Source organism: Brevundimonas sp. (assembly GCF_046295775.1).
Taxonomy (GTDB): Bacteria; Pseudomonadota; Alphaproteobacteria; order Caulobacterales; family Caulobacteraceae; genus Brevundimonas.
The window spans coordinates 32,972-48,690 of record NZ_JBKBML010000008.1 but is presented as its reverse complement, the minus strand read 5'-3'; the positions used below and the strand labels follow the sequence as shown (position 1 = coordinate 48,690).

Sequence of the window (15,719 nt, the reverse complement as noted above, 5' to 3'; positions counted from 1 at the left end):
GACGGCTGCATGACAGTTCGGTTACAGCGCAGGTTCCTCAACGACGGCGGACTGGCGCGAAGCCCCGGCTGCGGGGAACCAGGCGGTGAACGCGGCCCCTTCGCCCTTCACGCTTTCGACCATCAGCCCGCCGCCGTGGCGGTTCACGATATGCTTGACGATGGCCAGACCGAGCCCGGTCCCCTGCCTGTCGCCGCTCTTCTGGCCTTCGACGCGATAGAATCGCTCGGTCAAGCGCGGCAGGTGCTCGCGCGCCATCCCCGGCCCATGATCGCGCACCGTGACGGAAACATATCGGGCCGCGGCATCGTGGTCAGGCGTGACCAGCGACAACCTAGACGCGCCGTCCCAGCGGGACCCGCCGGCCTCGTCGCCAGTGAGGCCTGCGCGCAGCGTCAGATCGACCTCGCCGCCGGCCGGCGAATATTTCACGGCGTTGTCGATCAGGTTCTGGATCACCTGAACGATCTCGTCGCGCTCGCCCACGACTTCGCGCCCGTCGTCCCCGCCCTGAACGCGGATGCTGACCTCGCGCTCGCGCAGCAGAACGCTGACCGCGTCCACGACGTCGCTCGCCGCACGCTCAACGCGCACGCGGCCCGAGGGCGGGATGTGTTCATTGAGCTCGATCCGGCTCAATGACAGCAGATCCGCCACCAGCCGTCCCATGCGGTCCGCCTGCACGGCCATGATGTCGAGGAAACGGTCGCGCGCGACCGGATCGTCCTTGGCGTGGCCCTTCAGCGTTTCGATGAAGCCGCTCAGCGAGGCCAGCGGCGTGCGCAGTTCGTGGCTGGCGTTGGCCAGAAAGTCGACCCGCATCATCTCCATGCGCCGCGCGTCCGTTTCGTCGCGCAGAACCAGCAGGGCCAGGCGGCTGTCGTCAGCGGCGCCCAGCGGCCCCGTCGAAGCGCGCCAACGCCGATCCTTGGCGCCGCCCGGCGCATAATCGACCTTCTGAGCGATCTCGCCGAACAGGGCCTCGTCCACCGCCTCCAGCATCCGTGGATCACGCAGAGCCGAGAGGAACAGAGCGCCCGTGGCTGGAATGCGAAAGAGATCGCGCGCCGCGCGATTGGCCAGCACCACCCGTCGCCCGGCCAGATCGTCCGCCTCGTCGCCGGCGATGATGAGCATCGGATCGTCCACCGCCTCGAACACGCTTTCCAGCAATCCGGCGGGCGCGCTGACGGCTGAAGCGTCAAGCAGTCCCGGTTCGACCACGGCTGCAGCCTCGACACGCGGTCTGTTCAGAACCCAGGCCGAAAGCGCCACAAGGACCGCGCCGGGAACGAGCCAGATCGCAGCTGCGGGCTCGGCGGCCGCCGCGAAGATCATGACGCCGACCGCGACCCCCGCCGTTGCGCCTGCCGTCCACAGCCGGGACGTTCCCTGAGGCGCGACGGGAGACTGTGTGCTGTCAAACGGCATTTTCCGATCCGCGCGGCGATAGGGTCGAACGCTCGCCGGGCCCGTCTTTTCAGCCTGATCAGAAAGAGGTTTCAGCGCGTTCGTCCCCGGTTGTGGCGGCCGTTTGTGACATTTGACGCCCGGCGGCGGTCGGACGCCACGGTTTTTTCACCTATCGAGCCCATCCTGATGGACGATCGGGGAAACGCGTGCCTTTCAGCCCACAGGAAATTCTGACGCATCACGACTGGCGGCTCGTCCTGTTGGCGATCCTCGTCGGCTATGCGGGCGTCACCATGGCCTACAAGCTGCTGGCCGAGGCGCGCAAGGGGCCGCACCGGGGCCGCCGCATCAAGGGCCTGGGCGCCATGGTCGTCGGCAGCCTGGCCATCTGGACGATCCACTTCATCGCCATGCAGGGCTACGCCTTCGCCAGCCCGGTGCGTTACGACGTCGCGCTCACGGTTCTGTCGTATCTGACGGTGATCGGCTCGACGATCGTCACCTTCGTCATCTCGGTCAGCGGCAAGACCCGACCCTGGCGGGCCCTGGCGGGCTGCGCCGGGGCCCTGTTCTTTTCGTCCATGGTGGTGGTCAGCGTTTCGGGCCTGCAGGTTCAGGGTCGCATCGAATGGGACTGGCCACAGGTGGCCCTCGGTTATGTCGCGGCCTGCGCCCTGGCGGCCACGGCGGGCTGGCTGAACGACGCCCGCAATGTCGCCCGGCTGCTGCTGGCGTCCGCGGTGGCCACCAGCGCCGTCGTGGCGGCTCACTTTCTGATCATGCCGGCGCACGACGTGGTGTTCGATGTTGGGGCCCCCTTCGACGCCCGCGCGCTGTCGCCGGGCGCCATGCAGGTCTGGGTCACGGCGGCGGTGGCGGTCATCATCCTGATCGGCGGGTTCTTGGGCGGCCTGTTCTACTGGTCGCGCCACAGCGCCATCTCTCAGATCCGCGAAGCGGTCGAGGCGATGCCGGACGGTCTAGGCTTCTATGACGCCCACGATCGGCTGGTGCTGTGGAACGCGCGGTACGCCGAGGTGAATCCCGAGGTGGCGGGACAACTCCGCGCCGGCATGACCTTCCGTGAGCTGCTGGAGGTCGGTATCAGCCAGGACCTCTACGCCGAGGCGCGCGGCCGCGAGCAGGAGTGGATCGCCGAGCGCCTGCTGGCGCGCCGCGCCGTTCTGAACAGCATGGAGCAGCACACGACGACCGGGCGCTGGCTGCGGGTGCGGGACCGTCGCACCGCGGAAGGCGGCATCGTCACGGTCGTCAGCGATATCACCGAAATGAAGCGCGACGCCCAGGCCCTGGCCGAAGCGCGCGACGCCGCCGAAGACGCCAACCGCGCGAAGAGCCAGTTCCTGGCGAACATGAGCCACGAAATCCGAACGCCCCTGAACGGCGTCATCGGTCTGTCTCAGGTCTTGGCCCGGACCGAGTTGGACGAAGAGCAGCGGCGGATGTTGGAGCTGATCCAGTCCTCCAGCCGCACATTGCAGGCGCTGCTCAGCGACATCCTGGATCTGGCGCGGGTCGAATCCGGTCGGCTGACCCTCACCGCGGAAGATTTCGACCTGGGCGAGGCGGTGCGTGAGGCAGGCTGGCTCTACGCCGACGCGGCCCGCGACAAAGGTCTCAAATTCCTGCTCGACGTGGCGCCGGAGGCCGAGGTGTGGGTGCGCGGCGACGTGGTGCGCCTCAAGCAAGTTCTGACCAATCTGGTGTCGAACGCGGTCAAGTTCACGGGCGAGGGACTGGTCAGCCTTACGGTCGAGCCGGCCGCGCCGGTCGGAGGCCGCACGACCTTGCGCTTTACGGTGCAGGACACCGGCATCGGCTTCGACGAAGAGACGCGGCAGCGCCTTTTCAGCCGTTTCGAGCAGGCCGACGGCGCCATCACCCGGCGGTTCGGCGGCTCCGGCCTGGGGTTGGCCATCTGCAGCCAGCTGACCGAACTCATGGGTGGGTCGCTGGACTGCGAAAGCGAACCGGGCGGCGGGTCGGCCTTCATCCTGACCCTGCCGGTCGAGACCGTCGATGCGCCCCATGTCGCCACGCCCCGCGCCGGCCAAAAGGACGAGCCGCAGCAAGCCGCGTCGCGCCTGCGAGTGCTTTCGGCCGACGACCATCCGGTCAACCGCCGCGTCGTCGAACTGATGCTCCAGGGCGCCGGGGTGGATCTGGTGTCTGTATGCGATGGGCATGAGGCGCTTGAGGCCTACCGCCGTGAAGACTTCGACCTGGTCCTGATGGATATGCAGATGCCCGGCATGGACGGACTGACGGCGACGCGCGAAATCCGGCGTCACGCAGCCGAAACGGGAGGTCAGCGTCCCTGCATCGTCATGCTGACCGCCAACGCCCTGCCCGAACATGTCGAGGCAGGCCGATCGGCTGGCGCGGACCATCATCTGTCCAAGCCCTTCAGCGCCGAAGATCTGCTTGGCCTTCTACAGACCCTGCCTCAGCGCGTGGCGGAAGCGGCCTGACCTTCGTCGCCCAGAACGGCGCGCACCGCCGCTTCCAACACCACGTCGCGCCCATTGGCCACGTCGTCATAGGTCGGCGTCACCGCGAGGTCGGGCGTCACGCCCTGCTTTTCCAGCACAGCGCCCGACCCGGTGCGGAACTCGCTGACCCCGACCCGCAGCAATCCCCCGTCCGGCAGCTGATAGGCTACTGAACCGACCACGGCGCCGGCTGAGACCTGGCCGACGACCGGCCCCCGATCGTATTCCTGGAAGGCGGCGGCGAAGACCTCGGAAGCGCTGCCCGACAGGTCGGACTGCAAGACCGCCGCCGCCCCGGTCCAGGGCGTCCGCGCGCTCCGGGTTTGTCGGGCGACGCGCGGCACGGGCCCCAGATTGTAGTAGGCGAAGCGGACGCGCCGCTCGAAGAAGGCCCCCAGAATGGCGGCGGTGGCGTCCACCCGGCCGCCGCTGTTGCCGCGCAGGTCCACGATCACGGCGCGCGGCGGATCGGCCTGCGCCTCGGCCAGCCGGGCCAGCATCCAATCGCGCGACGCCGCGTCGAAGGTGCTGAAATGCAGCACCAGCACACCGTCCTCGCGCCGCTCGGCCACGCCCACTTCACGAGGCAGCGGCCGCGCCTCCATCTCGACCTCGTGTTCGCCCCCGTCGGCGTCGAGGAATTCGAAGCGGCGGAGCTGACCGGCGTAGCTGATGGTCCCGTCGAACGGCTCACCGTCGACCGTCGCGATCCGCCAGCCCGCCTTGACACCGGCGTCCGCGGCTGGTCCGTCCTGCCGAACGCGCGTCACGAAATAGCGCCGCTCGTCTGTTTCGGAGTGGACCGCCAGCGCCAGGGTCATGCCGAAGACGCGCGCCTCCTCGAGCCGGGCTTGGGCGCGCAGCCTGTTCACGCTGGGGCGAACAGCGACCGTGTGTCGATCGTCCAGCAGCCTCAGCGTTTCGTTCAAGGCGCGGTAGAAACCCGCCTCGTTTGGCTGAGCCAGAGCCTCCGCTCGACGTGCGGCCGCCTCGGCGCGAAAATCCACCCCATTGTAGGTTCGGTCGTAAAAACGTCGCGCGACCAGATCGACGGAGACGTCGAAGACGCGGGCGTTCATCGCCGCCCGTTCCGCGGAACCGTCCTGCAATGTCACGACTTCCGGCACGCGGTTTTCGTTGACCGCAGGCAGGGTCTGGCAGGCGGCCAGGCCGGCCAATACGAAGGCAAGGGCAAGGCGGCGCAGGCTGGCGATCATTCAGGCGGTCCCCTCGCGGCTGGGAGCGATCCTAGAGACCGCGCGCCGCCGCTGTCGAGGCGCGCTCGCTCCGTTCGGCCGCCAAGGTACGCAGGGCCAGGTCCAGGGCCGGATCGCGCCCCTCGCGCCGGTCGGCCCAGGTCGCGGCGACCTCGAGATCGGGCAGCACGCCGCGCTTCTCCAGCCGCACCCCGCCGCGCGTGACGAAGTCCGCCCGGCTGAGCGTCAGCCGCCCGCCGTCCGGCAGCGGCGTGTCTTGGGAGATCAGGACGGCGCCGGCTGTTCGCTCCCCCAACACGACGGCGCGCCCGGCCTCCTGCAAGGCGGCTGGCGTCAGTTCCGCCGCACTGCGGCTGGTGCGATCGACCAGGACCGCGACCTCGTGGTCGACCGGCCCCTCCAGCACGCCGCAACCCGCGACCGTGCGCAGCACCACTGCCCGTCCGGACCGTCCGGTGCGGGTCGCCCATTCGCGGTGCCGGGGCAGGAAGCACGACAGCACCGCGTCGGCCTCCATCAGCAGGCCACCGGGATTACCCCTCAGATCAAGCACCACGTCCGTCCCCGCAGGCGTCTGCGCCAGCTGCTCGCCCAGCCAGTCGCCCAACCCCCTTTCGAAAGCCGCGATGCGCAGCACCACCACCCCCGGCCGGGTCCGATCAGCGACAAACAGCGGCGGCGGCGGCATCACGCGGGGCGTCAGATCGACGATGTGCGCCCCGCCCTCCTCGTCGGTAAGGTCCAGCCGCACGGGCTCGCCATCCTGTATTCGAACGTCGGCGCCCCACGGCCGCCCATTGATCGCGTCCACCCGCCACCCCAGTTGGACGCCCGCTACGGCGGCGGGTGACCCTTCCCGCACCCGTTCTATGCGATAGACGTGGCCGCCGTCGGCGCGTTCTCGGGCGATGGTGACGCCCATGACCGCCCGGCTGGCGTAAAGGTCGGTCCGCGCCACTCCGGCCGGCGGCAGCGCTCCGGCATGGTCGTCGTCCAACAGGTCCAGCATGCGCCCAAGGACTTCGTAGAGTTGGCGGTCATCGCTCGCCGCCAGAGCCTGAGGCCGATAGGTCGCCCGCGCTGCTCGCCAGTCCACACCGTGCAGGCGCGGATCATAGTAGTCCCGCCGCACCTCGTTCCAGATGCGATCGAACACCTGCTGGTTCATCCGCGCCCGTTCCGCCGAGGGCGCGGCGGCAACACCTTCACGGGCCTGGACCGGCGAAGCGGCCGGCCCCACGCTGACAAGCGCCAGGATGGCGATCGCCGGCAACAGGCTTCGGTATGCGGTCGATAAGGTCATGCCCGCATTAGAAACGGCCTGACGGCGTCCACAAATCACGAATTCGCGGCCAATGCCGCCTATCCCCTTTGCGGCAGGGCGTAGGCGATGACGTAGTCGCCCTCCGGCGTCTCCATGAAGTGATGGCCGCCCGCCATGATGACCAGATATTCGCGGCCATTCTGCTCATAGATCATCGGATTGGCCTGGCCGCCCGCCGGCAAGACATCGGACCACACCGTTTCGCCCGTCTCGATGTCGATGGCGCGGATCAGGTCGTCGGTGGCCGCCGCGATGAAGATCAGCCCGCCGGCCGTGACCACGGCCCCGCCATTATTCGGCGTGCCGATCTCGACCGGCAGCATCGATGGGATGCCGAACGGACCGTTCTTGCGCGCCGTGCCGAACGGACGATCCCAGAAGGTCCGGCCGGTGCGCAAATCCAGCGCCCGGATGCCGCCATAGGGCGGCTGCTTGCACAGCAGACCCGTGAAGGGCACGCGCCAGCCGGCGTTGACGTCGATGGCGTAGGGCACGCCGATCTGCGGATCGCCCGCGCCCTCGGCGCCGCCCTTGGCCTGATAGCGCGGGTCGTCTCGGGGGAACCAGCCCCGGCGGTCGGCCTCTGCGCGCGGGACCAGCCGGTTGTGGTTGGGCATGTCGTTGTAGTTGGCCACGATCACGCCGCGCGTCGGATCGACGGCGATGCCGCCCCAGTCCGAACCGCCGTTGTAGCCCGGATACTGGATCCAGTACCGGTCAGCCGTCGGCGGGGTGAAATAGCCCTGATAGGCCGCGCGCTTGAACTGGATGCGGCAGAACATCTGGTCGATAGGCGACATGCCCCACATGTCGCGCTCGGTCAGGTCAGGCTTGCGCAGGGTGTGGAACAGCGAGAACGGCTGGGTCGGCGTGCGTTCCGACGGCTCCACCCCGCCCTGAGCCACAGGCCGCTCTTCGACGCCGTGCAGCGGCTGTCCGGTTCGGCGGTCCAGAATGTAGATGTCACCCTGTTTCGACGGCAGGATCACCGCCGGAACCACGCCGCCGGACGTCGGCATGTCCACGAGCGTCGCCTGCGATCCCAGATCGTAGTCCCAGACGTCCTTGTGAACCGTCTGGAAGTGCCAGCGCGGCTTGCCCGTGGTCACGTCCAGCGCCACCAGGGCGGTCGAATATTCGTTCTCGGCCGGCCGACGCAGGCCCGAATAGTAGTCCGCAGACGAGTTGCCCATCGGCAGATAGACCAGGCCAAGCGCCTCGTCGCCCGTCGCCATGGTCCACATGTTCGGCGTGCCGGGCGTATAGGTCTGACCTTCGGGCGGCAGGCCGGTCAGATCGGGCCGCATCATGTCCCAGGCGAAGCGCAGCGCGCCGGTCTCGACATCGAAGCCCTGGATCACGCCCGAGGCGTTCCAGCGACGCTGCCCGTCCAGCACCTGATGGCCCGTCACGATCACACCGCGCACCACGACCGGCGGCGAGGTGATGGAGACCATGCCCGGGAAGGGATCGCCCATGCCCGTCTTGATGCTGACCGCGCCATTGGTCCCGAAGTTCGGGCATGGGCGGCCGGTGGCGGCGTCCACGGCGATGATGCGGCCGTCCAGCGTGCCTTCGATCACCTTGGCGGCGCACGGCTGGGCCGGATCGGCGTTGGCCGTCGCGTGATAGGTCACGCCCCGACAAGCGGCGGTGTAGGGGATCTGCTCGTCCGCAACCTGCGGATCATAGGTCCACTTCTGCTGACCGGTGACGGCGTCCAGGGCGAACAGCAGGTTGCGGCCCGAGCAGAGATACAGGGTGTCGCCGATCTTCAGCGGCGTCGTCTCGGCCCCGAATCGCTCGCCCGGCAGGTCGCCCGTGCGAAAGGTCCAGGCGCGTTCCAGTTGGCTCACATTGGCCTTGGTGATGGCGGCGAGCGGCGAATAGCGCTGGGCGCTCGTGGCGCCGCCATAGGCCGGCCAGTCCGCGCCGGTCCGCGCCTCGGCGGGATCGCCCGCACCGCCTGCGCCGGCGCCCGGGACCGGGCTCATGACCGGATGGCGGTTCGCCTGGGCCACGGCGAACCCGCCGACAAGGCCCAGCACGACGATCGCCGCCAGCCCGCCGAAGGCGAGCTTGCCGCCGCCCCCATCGCGCTTCACCGCTGGGAAGCTCAGCACCACGAACACCAGCAGAACCAGCGGCGCGACCACGCGCGGCACCAGGGCCCAACCGTTCAAGCCGACTTCCCAGAAGGCCCAGGCCAGGGTGCCGATGAAAATCAGGATGTAGAGCCAGGCGCCCGACGGCTTCAGCGCCGCCAGCAGCGCGCCCGAGATCACCATCAACAAGCCAGTCACGATGTAATAGGACGAGCCGCCGGCCGCGATCAGCATTCCGCCGCCGACCGTCAGCACCAGGCCGATGAGGGCGATCACCACCCCCAGCAGTCGAACCAGGACACTGCCCGGTCCCCTGCCCCGCTCTATGGACGACATGGCCTTCCCCTCCGCAAACGCTCCGCCATTGCACGCAATGCGGCGGTCCGACGTGCGTTCCGACGCAGACGCATTTTCCTGGGCCTGGCCGATTCGCCGCGTCGCGCGTTCAGCCGCCATGCATGGTGAACTCGAAACCTATCAGAAGAAGCGGAACTTCGCGGCCACGCCCGAGCCGAAGGGCAGGAAGGCGCGCGGCAAGCCGAATGCGCTGCGCTATCTGATCCAGCGCCACGCGGCCACGCGTCTGCACTACGACTTCCGCATCGAGCACGATGGCGTGCTGAAATCCTGGGCCGTGACCAAGGCCCCGTCCCGCGATCCCGCTGTCAAACGTCTCGCGGTCGAGGTCGAGGATCATCCGCTCGACTACGGCGGCTTCGAAGGCACCATCCCTTCCGGCAACTACGGCGCCGGCACGGTGCAGATGTGGGACGAAGGGCGCTGGACGCCCCAGGACGAGGACCTGGACGCCGCCTTCAAGAAGGGCGTGCTGAAGCTGACGCTGGATGGCGAACGGCTGAAGGGAGGCTGGGCGCTGATCCGCCTCAAGTCCGATCGCGGCAAGCCGTCAAAGCGCTCCAACTGGCTGCTCATCAAGGAAAAGGACGAACACGCCGTGGAGGGCGAAGGCGACGCCCTGGCCGAGATCGACGCCTCGGTGACGACCGGCCGAAGCCTGGCCGAGATCGCGGACGGCTCCAAACAGTGGACCGCATCCAAGCCGACGGGCCGCAAGGCGCCGCCCAAGCCGAAACCGTCCAAGGCTCAGACGTCCACCGCCCGCAAGCCGCACGCCTTTGTGCCGATCCAGTTCGCCAAGGTCGTGGACCATCCGCCCGGCGCGGCGGGCTGGGTGCACGAGATCAAGTTCGACGGCTACCGCATCCAGATCTCGCCCGGCGGCGGCAAGGCGACCCTGCGCACGCGCAATGGCCTGGACTGGACCGATCGCTTCTCGGCCCTGGCGGAACAGGCGGCCGCCTGGCCCGACGCCGTGATCGACGGCGAGCTTTGCGCGCTGGACGACGACCATATGCCCGACTTCTCGGCCCTGCAGACGGCGATCTCAGACGGGAAGACGGACGGCCTGATCTATTTCGCTTTCGATCTGCTGTTCGAGGGCTCCGAGGATTTGCGCGCCCTGCCCCTGTCGCATCGCAAGGCGCGGCTTCAGGCCTATGTCGATCGGGTGGGCAAGTCCGGCCCGAAACTGCGGTTCGTCGACCATTTCGCCTCGTCCGGCGAGGCGGTGCTTAAAAGCGCCTGCCGCATGGACCTGGAAGGGGTCATCTCCAAGAAGCTGGACGCGCCCTACGCCGCCGGCCGGTCTTCGACCTGGGTCAAGTCGAAATGCCGGGGGCGTGACGAGGTGGTCATCGGCGGCTGGTCGTCCGAGGGGGGCGCGCGGTTCCGGTCGCTTCTGGTCGGGGTAAAGGACAAGGGCGGCCTGCGCTATATGGGTCGCGTCGGGACAGGCTATTCCCAAGCCCTGCTCAAGACCCTGGTCCCCGCGCTCAAGGCGCAGGGCGCGAACAAGAGCCCCTTTGTCGGCGCCGGCGCACCCAAGGGCGGGCGCGACATCCATTGGCTCAAGCCCGTCCTGGTGGCCGAGATCGAACATGCGGGCGTCACCGAGGGCGGCTCCGTCCGCCAGGCCGCCTTCAAGGGCCTGCGCGAGGACAAGCCCGCCAAGGAGGTGACCGCAGAGCCTCAGGCCCCGGCGTCGACCACGGCCTCCCTTCCGAAGGCGAAGGCGCGCGGCAAGGACAAGGTCGTGGTGGCGGGCGTGACGATCTCCAGTCCCGACAAGGTGCTGTGGCCCGCGCGCGACGGCCGGCCGGCCGTCACCAAGGCCGATCTGGCGCGCTACTACGAGATGGCGGCCGACCGCATCCTGCCGCACGTCGCCGACCGGCCGGTGTCCATCATCCGCGCGCCGGAGGGTATCGAGGGCGAGACCTTCTTCCAGCGCCACGCCATGGCTGGCCACAGCCCGCGTCTGAAGCTGATCGACGTGAAGGAGCGCAAACCCTACGTCGGCGTGGTCGATGTCGGCGGCCTGGTCGCCATCGGACAGTCCGGCGGGCTGGAGCTTCACCCGTGGGGCTGCCGACCGGGCGATCCCGAGACGCCGGACCAGATCACCTTCGATCTGGACCCCGACGAAGGCCTGAACTTCGACGATGTCATCGCGGCGGCCCGCCTGCTTAAGCCACGCCTGGAGGAACTGGGCCTGACGCCCTTCGTCAAGACGACCGGCGGCAAGGGTCTGCACGTCGTCGTACCCATCAAGTCCGACGGACGAAGCCGTGTCGAATGGGATCAGGCCAAGGCCTTCGCCAAGGCGGTGTCCGAGGCGCTCAAGACCGAACACCCCGACCGGTTCACGACGACCCTCGCCAAGAAGGCGCGCGGCGGGAAAATCTTCCTGGACTATCTGCGCAACGGCCGCATGGCGACGGCGGTCGCACCCTGGTCGCCCCGCGCCCGGCCGGGCGCCGGCGTCGCCTTCCCGCTGTCCTGGGGTCAGGTGAAGAAGGGGCTCGACCCCGCCGCCTTCACCCTGCGCGACGCGGCGACGCTGCTGAAAAAGCCGGATCCATGGAAGGATTTCCGCAAGGCCGAGGCCAGCCTGAGGCCTGCACTTAAAGTGATGCTCTAGCCGAACAGCGCGCGTTCGAAGGCCTCGCCCGCCCGGCCGGCGGCCTTTGGGCCCAAGGCCGCGCTGGCGGTGCGGCCCGAGGCCAGAACACGGCGCAGCGCCTGTCGGACGTCCTCGCCCGTAACGGCCGCGACTTGCGCTGCCTGCTCCTGCGGCGACAGAGGCGCGCCGTGGATCAGGGTCTGGACCGCCACACGACCGGCGCGGGCCATGGGCGATTCCTCGGCCATCCACAAACCGGCGGTCTGGACCGCGCGGGCGCGATCCAGTTCGGCCGGGGTCGGGCCCTCGTCGGCGAGCGTGCGGATTTCGGCGGCGCAAACCTCGGCCAGCTCGACGGCCCGGTCCGCCGCCGCGCCCGCATAGACGCCCAGCAGACCGCCGTCCTCATAGGGTTCGTGATAGGCGTCGATGGCGTAGGCCAGGCCGCGCTCTTCGCGCGCGCTCTGAAACAGGCGCGAAGCCATGCCTCCTCCCAGGATTTCGACCGCCAGCCGCAGGGCCGGCAGGTCCGGGTCGACTGCCGACAGCGACGGCAGCTGAAATACGAGATTAGCCTGTTCGATCCGGCGGGCCAGCTTCGTATGGCCGCCGACGAAGCGCGCCGGCTCAGGCTCGGCGCCGGGCCCGGTCCGCGCCGAGCCGAAGGCCTGTTCAGCCAGGTCCAGCAGACTATCCTCGTCCACCGCCCCGGAGACGGCCAGGACCATGCGCTCGGGCGCGTACAGGCTGGCGCGCCAGACTTCCATGCTGGACTTGTCGGCAGGCGCCAGAGAGGCCACCGAGCCCAAGATCGGGCGGCCCAGCGACTGGCCCTGGAACGCGCGGGTCTGCGCCATCTCGAAGACGTGGTCGTCAGGCGTGTCGAAAGCCTCGGCGATCTCCTGGGCGACCACGTCCTTTTCGCGCTCGATTTCGGCGGGATCCAACCGGGGCCGCAGCATCAGATCCGACACCACCTGCACCGCGCGAGGCAGGGCCTCGGCCATGCCGCGCACTTCGAAGCTGGTGCGTTCATAGCCGGTTGCGGCGTTGATCGAGCCGCCCTCGGCCTCGATCCGCTCGACGATCTCGCGCGCCGACATGTCGCCCGCGCCCTTGAACACCAGATGCTCGAGCAGGTGCGACCAGCCGGACTGGCTCTCGCTTTCCCAGCGCGAGCCGCCGCGCACGGCGGCGACCAGGGCAAAGCTCTTGAGGCCCGGCATGGGATCGGCCACGACCCGCACGCCGTTGGAAAGTGAATGCGCCCGGCTCATACCTGATCGGGCGCCTTTCTGAACCGCCGCATCACCATCGCGACGTAGAAGCCGGCCAGAACGAGGGCCAGGCCGAACCAGGTCACCGCATAGCCGAGATGGTTGTTCGAAAAGGCCGCGGGCGGCGAAACGGGCCGCAGCGCCGCCAGCTCAGGGTTCGTCGGCGTCTCGGCAAAGATCAGCAGGTCAGACACCGGTCCCTGAACCTCCAGGGCCGCGGCCATCGCCGCCTCGTCACGCGCATAGAACCGGCCGTTGGACGGGGGCGGCGCCATGGCGGGCGCATCCGGCGCGTGGCGCAGCTGGCCGACGAAGGCCGTCGGCAGGGTCGAGGGTTCGACCTGCGGGCGCGTCGTCACCGAATCGGACACGAAACCCCGGTCGATCAGGAAGGCCTGGGTCACGCCGGCCGGACGGCACGCCGAGATCAGCCGCACGCCCGCCTCCCCGTCCAGGATGGTCTGCAGCTCGACATAGGGGGCCGAGGCCAGGCCGGGGCAGGCCAGCACCACCTTGCGGAAGTCCAGGTCGCCGCCTTCGGCCAGCACGGTCTCGATCGGCTGGGCCGGACGGGCCGCCGCAGCTTCGGCTTGAGCGATCAGGCCGTTCTTCCAGCCCATGCGCTGGGCCTGCCAGACCCCCAGCGAAATCAGCACCGCCAGAAGGACGGCCGTCGCGGCGGTCAGACCCCAGGGAAAGCGCTTCATTGTCCGTTCGTCCCGTTCCTCATCTGCAAGGCGATCATCAGCCCCTTGCCGGGCCGCATCAGGCCCAGCGACAGCGCGCCTACCAACGGCAGGGTCACCAGCAGCATGAGCCATATGGGCGGATCATAGGCGATCTGCACCGCGAGCGCCGAGAACACGACCAAGCCGCCAGCGATCTGCATGATGAAGACCGCCGCGCCGTCGCCGGTGTTCATGCGGCTGAAGTCAAACCCGCACGCCTCGCAGCGCTCAACCACCTTCAGAAAGCCCGCGAACAGCGGCCCTCGCCCGCAGTTGGGACACCGACAAAGCAGACCGGCGCGGATCGGATCGATCCGCGCCGGTTGGGACGTCTCAGGCTCGGTTGGGATCAACCGAAGACGACGTAGACAAAGGCGAACAGGAACAGCCAGACCACGTCCACGAAGTGCCAGTACCAGGCCGCCGCCTCGAAGCCGAAATGCTTCTCGGGGCTCATCTGGCCGGCCAGCAGGCGCAGCAGGCAGACGATCAGGAAGATGGTGCCGATCAGGACGTGGAAGCCGTGGAAGCCCGTCGCCATGAAGAAGATCGAACCGTACAGGCCCGAGTTGATCGCGGCGTCGTTGAAGAACAGGTCTTCGTGCAGGATGTGATAATATTCGTACACCTGAACGCAGGTGAAGAAGACACCGAGCACGACCGTCAGGGCCAGGCCGATCTTGGCTTCCTTGCGGTTGCCGACTTGAAGCGCGTGGTGAGCCCAGGTCACGGTGCAGCCCGACAGCAGCAGGGTGACGGTGTTCAGCAGCGGCAGGTGCCAGGGGTCCAGAACCTCGACGCCGGCGGGCGGCCAGGTCGACCAGGCGGCGGCGGTGTCGGCCCAGGTGCCGACTTCCGGGATCAGCGTCCGCGAATCCGCGAACAGGGTCATATCGAAGAACATCCAGAAGAAGGCGGCGAAGAACATCACTTCCGAAGCGATGAAAAGCACCATGCCGTAGCGCAGGCCCAACGACACGACCGGGGTGTGGTCGCCGGCGCGGCTTTCCTTGATGACGTCGGCCCACCAGCCGAACATCGACACCAGAACGCCCGCCAGGCCGGCGAAGAACAGCGCCTTGTCACCCTTGGCCAGCAGGACCGCCAGGCCCTCGGCGTCGGCGCTGACCAAACCCTTCATCCAGACGACCGCTCCGATCATCATGATCGTGACGGCGGCCGAGCTGACCAGGGGCCAGGGGCTGGGGTTGACCAGGTGGTAGTCGTGGTGCGGAGCGGCGTGGGCCATCGAGGGTCTTCTCTTGGATACGCGAGAGTCGGTTCAGTGAGGGGCTATAGCGTCGCCTATCCGACTGCGCCAGAGGCCGCCGGCCCCGATTTCGCCCCGATCGAGGCTGTGCGCGTGGGGTTCGTCTCGCCCTTGGTCGGATAGAAGGTGTAGCTCAGGGTGATCTCCTTGATCCCCTGGGCCTCGCGGTCGGTCGCGATCTCCGGCGCGACAAAGTACTGGACCGGGAACTGCACGGTCTGGCCCGGCTCGATCGTCTGACCGTCAAAGCAGAAGCACTGCAGCTTCTGGAAGTAAGCGCCCGCGTTCTCCGGCACGACGTTGTAGGACGCCGTGGCGTGGATCGGCTGATCCGAGGTGTTGGTCACGTCGAAAAAGGCCATGCCAGTGTCGCCGATCTGGACCCGCTGGCTGACCTGTTCGGCGCGGAAGTCCATGGGCAGGCCGCGCACATTGGTGTCGAAGCGGACCAGGACCGTGTCTTCCAGCACCTTGTCCGGCGCGGCGTCGGCGCGCATCACCGTGCCGTTGAAGCCCGTCACCTGACAGAACAGCTGATAGAGCGGCACGGCGGCGAAAGCGGCGCCGGTCATGAACATGACCCCGCCGGCGCAGGCGATGGCGATCAGATTCTTGCGGCGAGCCAGCTTGGCTGCGGGACCGGTCACGGGCGAGCCTCCGTCGAGGGCTGGAAGGCGACGGCCGCCGGCGCGGTGGCTGGCGCAGGCCCGGGCGCCACGACGGCGGCGGCGGCCAGACCGGCCTCGCGCTCGGCCTTGCCGGCCTCGATGTTGCGCCGCAGGTTCAGCACCGTGACGATGAACACCAGCACGATGAAGGCCACCAGCGCGCCCGCGATGGCCAAGTTGCGCCGCTTGCGGGCGGCCAGTTGATCGTCGGTCAGTCGCAT

General features: G+C 68.4%; 12 protein-coding genes. 2 read left to right on the top strand and 10 right to left on the bottom strand.

All coding sequences use genetic code 11. The features are described 5' to 3' along the window. Positions 1-21 precede the first annotated feature (21 nt). Positions 22-1,431: a sensor histidine kinase gene (locus tag ACK4I0_RS06955; RefSeq protein WP_409609341.1), complete on the bottom strand. Its 1,410-nt coding sequence runs from the start codon at positions 1,429-1,431 to the stop codon at positions 22-24. A gap of 188 nt (positions 1,432-1,619) precedes the next feature. Here ACK4I0_RS06955 and ACK4I0_RS06950 point away from each other — a divergent pair, with 188 nt between their 5' ends. Beyond that, positions 1,620-3,905: an ATP-binding protein gene (locus ACK4I0_RS06950; RefSeq protein WP_409609339.1), complete on the top strand. Its 2,286-nt coding sequence runs from the start codon at positions 1,620-1,622 to the stop codon at positions 3,903-3,905. On the opposite strand, the gene ACK4I0_RS06945 is transcribed toward ACK4I0_RS06950, so the two are convergent. From ACK4I0_RS06945 to ACK4I0_RS06935, 3 genes are read right to left on the bottom strand one after another with little or no spacing between them, the layout of a single operon-like run. Then, positions 3,881-5,143 carry a S41 family peptidase gene (locus ACK4I0_RS06945; protein WP_409609337.1) on the bottom strand — a complete coding sequence of 421 codons (1,263 nt, stop codon included), beginning with the start codon at positions 5,141-5,143 and terminating at the stop codon, positions 3,881-3,883. The two genes, ACK4I0_RS06950 and ACK4I0_RS06945, sit on opposite strands and share 25 nt — an antisense overlap. Positions 5,144-5,174: 31 nt before the next feature. Further along, positions 5,175-6,446: a S41 family peptidase gene (locus tag ACK4I0_RS06940; protein WP_409609335.1), complete on the bottom strand. Its 1,272-nt coding sequence runs from the start codon at positions 6,444-6,446 to the stop codon at positions 5,175-5,177. A gap of 59 nt (positions 6,447-6,505) precedes the next feature. After that, a complete protein-coding gene (locus ACK4I0_RS06935; protein WP_409609333.1) occupies positions 6,506-8,908 on the bottom strand; it encodes a membrane-bound PQQ-dependent dehydrogenase, glucose/quinate/shikimate family in 2,403 nt (800 codons plus the stop codon). A gap of 118 nt (positions 8,909-9,026) precedes the next feature. Here ACK4I0_RS06935 and ligD point away from each other — a divergent pair, with 118 nt between their 5' ends. Next, positions 9,027-11,573, top strand: coding sequence for a DNA ligase D (ligD, locus tag ACK4I0_RS06930; RefSeq protein WP_409609331.1), 2,547 nt, complete (start codon positions 9,027-9,029; stop codon positions 11,571-11,573). Here the strand turns inward: ligD and ACK4I0_RS06925 are convergent. From ACK4I0_RS06925 to ACK4I0_RS06900, 6 genes are read right to left on the bottom strand one after another with little or no spacing between them, the layout of a single operon-like run. Continuing rightward, positions 11,570-12,832, bottom strand: coding sequence for a M16 family metallopeptidase (locus ACK4I0_RS06925; protein ID WP_409609329.1), 1,263 nt, complete (start codon positions 12,830-12,832; stop codon positions 11,570-11,572). The genes ligD and ACK4I0_RS06925 overlap by 4 nt on opposite strands. After that, a complete protein-coding gene (locus ACK4I0_RS06920) occupies positions 12,829-13,539 on the bottom strand; it encodes an SURF1 family protein (RefSeq protein ID WP_409609327.1) in 711 nt (236 codons plus the stop codon). The genes ACK4I0_RS06925 and ACK4I0_RS06920 overlap by 4 nt, the downstream gene beginning before the upstream one ends. Next, positions 13,536-13,913, bottom strand: a complete 378-nt coding sequence (locus ACK4I0_RS06915) for a DUF983 domain-containing protein (RefSeq protein WP_409609325.1) — start codon at positions 13,911-13,913, stop codon at positions 13,536-13,538. The genes ACK4I0_RS06920 and ACK4I0_RS06915 overlap by 4 nt, the downstream gene beginning before the upstream one ends. After that, positions 13,910-14,809: a cytochrome c oxidase subunit 3 gene (locus tag ACK4I0_RS06910; protein ID WP_409609323.1), complete on the bottom strand. Its 900-nt coding sequence runs from the start codon at positions 14,807-14,809 to the stop codon at positions 13,910-13,912. Before ACK4I0_RS06910 ends, ACK4I0_RS06915 begins: the two co-directional genes overlap by 4 nt. A 56-nt stretch (positions 14,810-14,865) precedes the next feature. Continuing rightward, positions 14,866-15,477: a cytochrome c oxidase assembly protein gene (locus ACK4I0_RS06905; protein ID WP_409609321.1), complete on the bottom strand. Its 612-nt coding sequence runs from the start codon at positions 15,475-15,477 to the stop codon at positions 14,866-14,868. Then, complete coding sequence (locus ACK4I0_RS06900) at positions 15,474-15,719, bottom strand: hypothetical protein (protein WP_409609319.1); 246 nt, start codon at positions 15,717-15,719, stop codon at positions 15,474-15,476. The genes ACK4I0_RS06905 and ACK4I0_RS06900 overlap by 4 nt, the downstream gene beginning before the upstream one ends.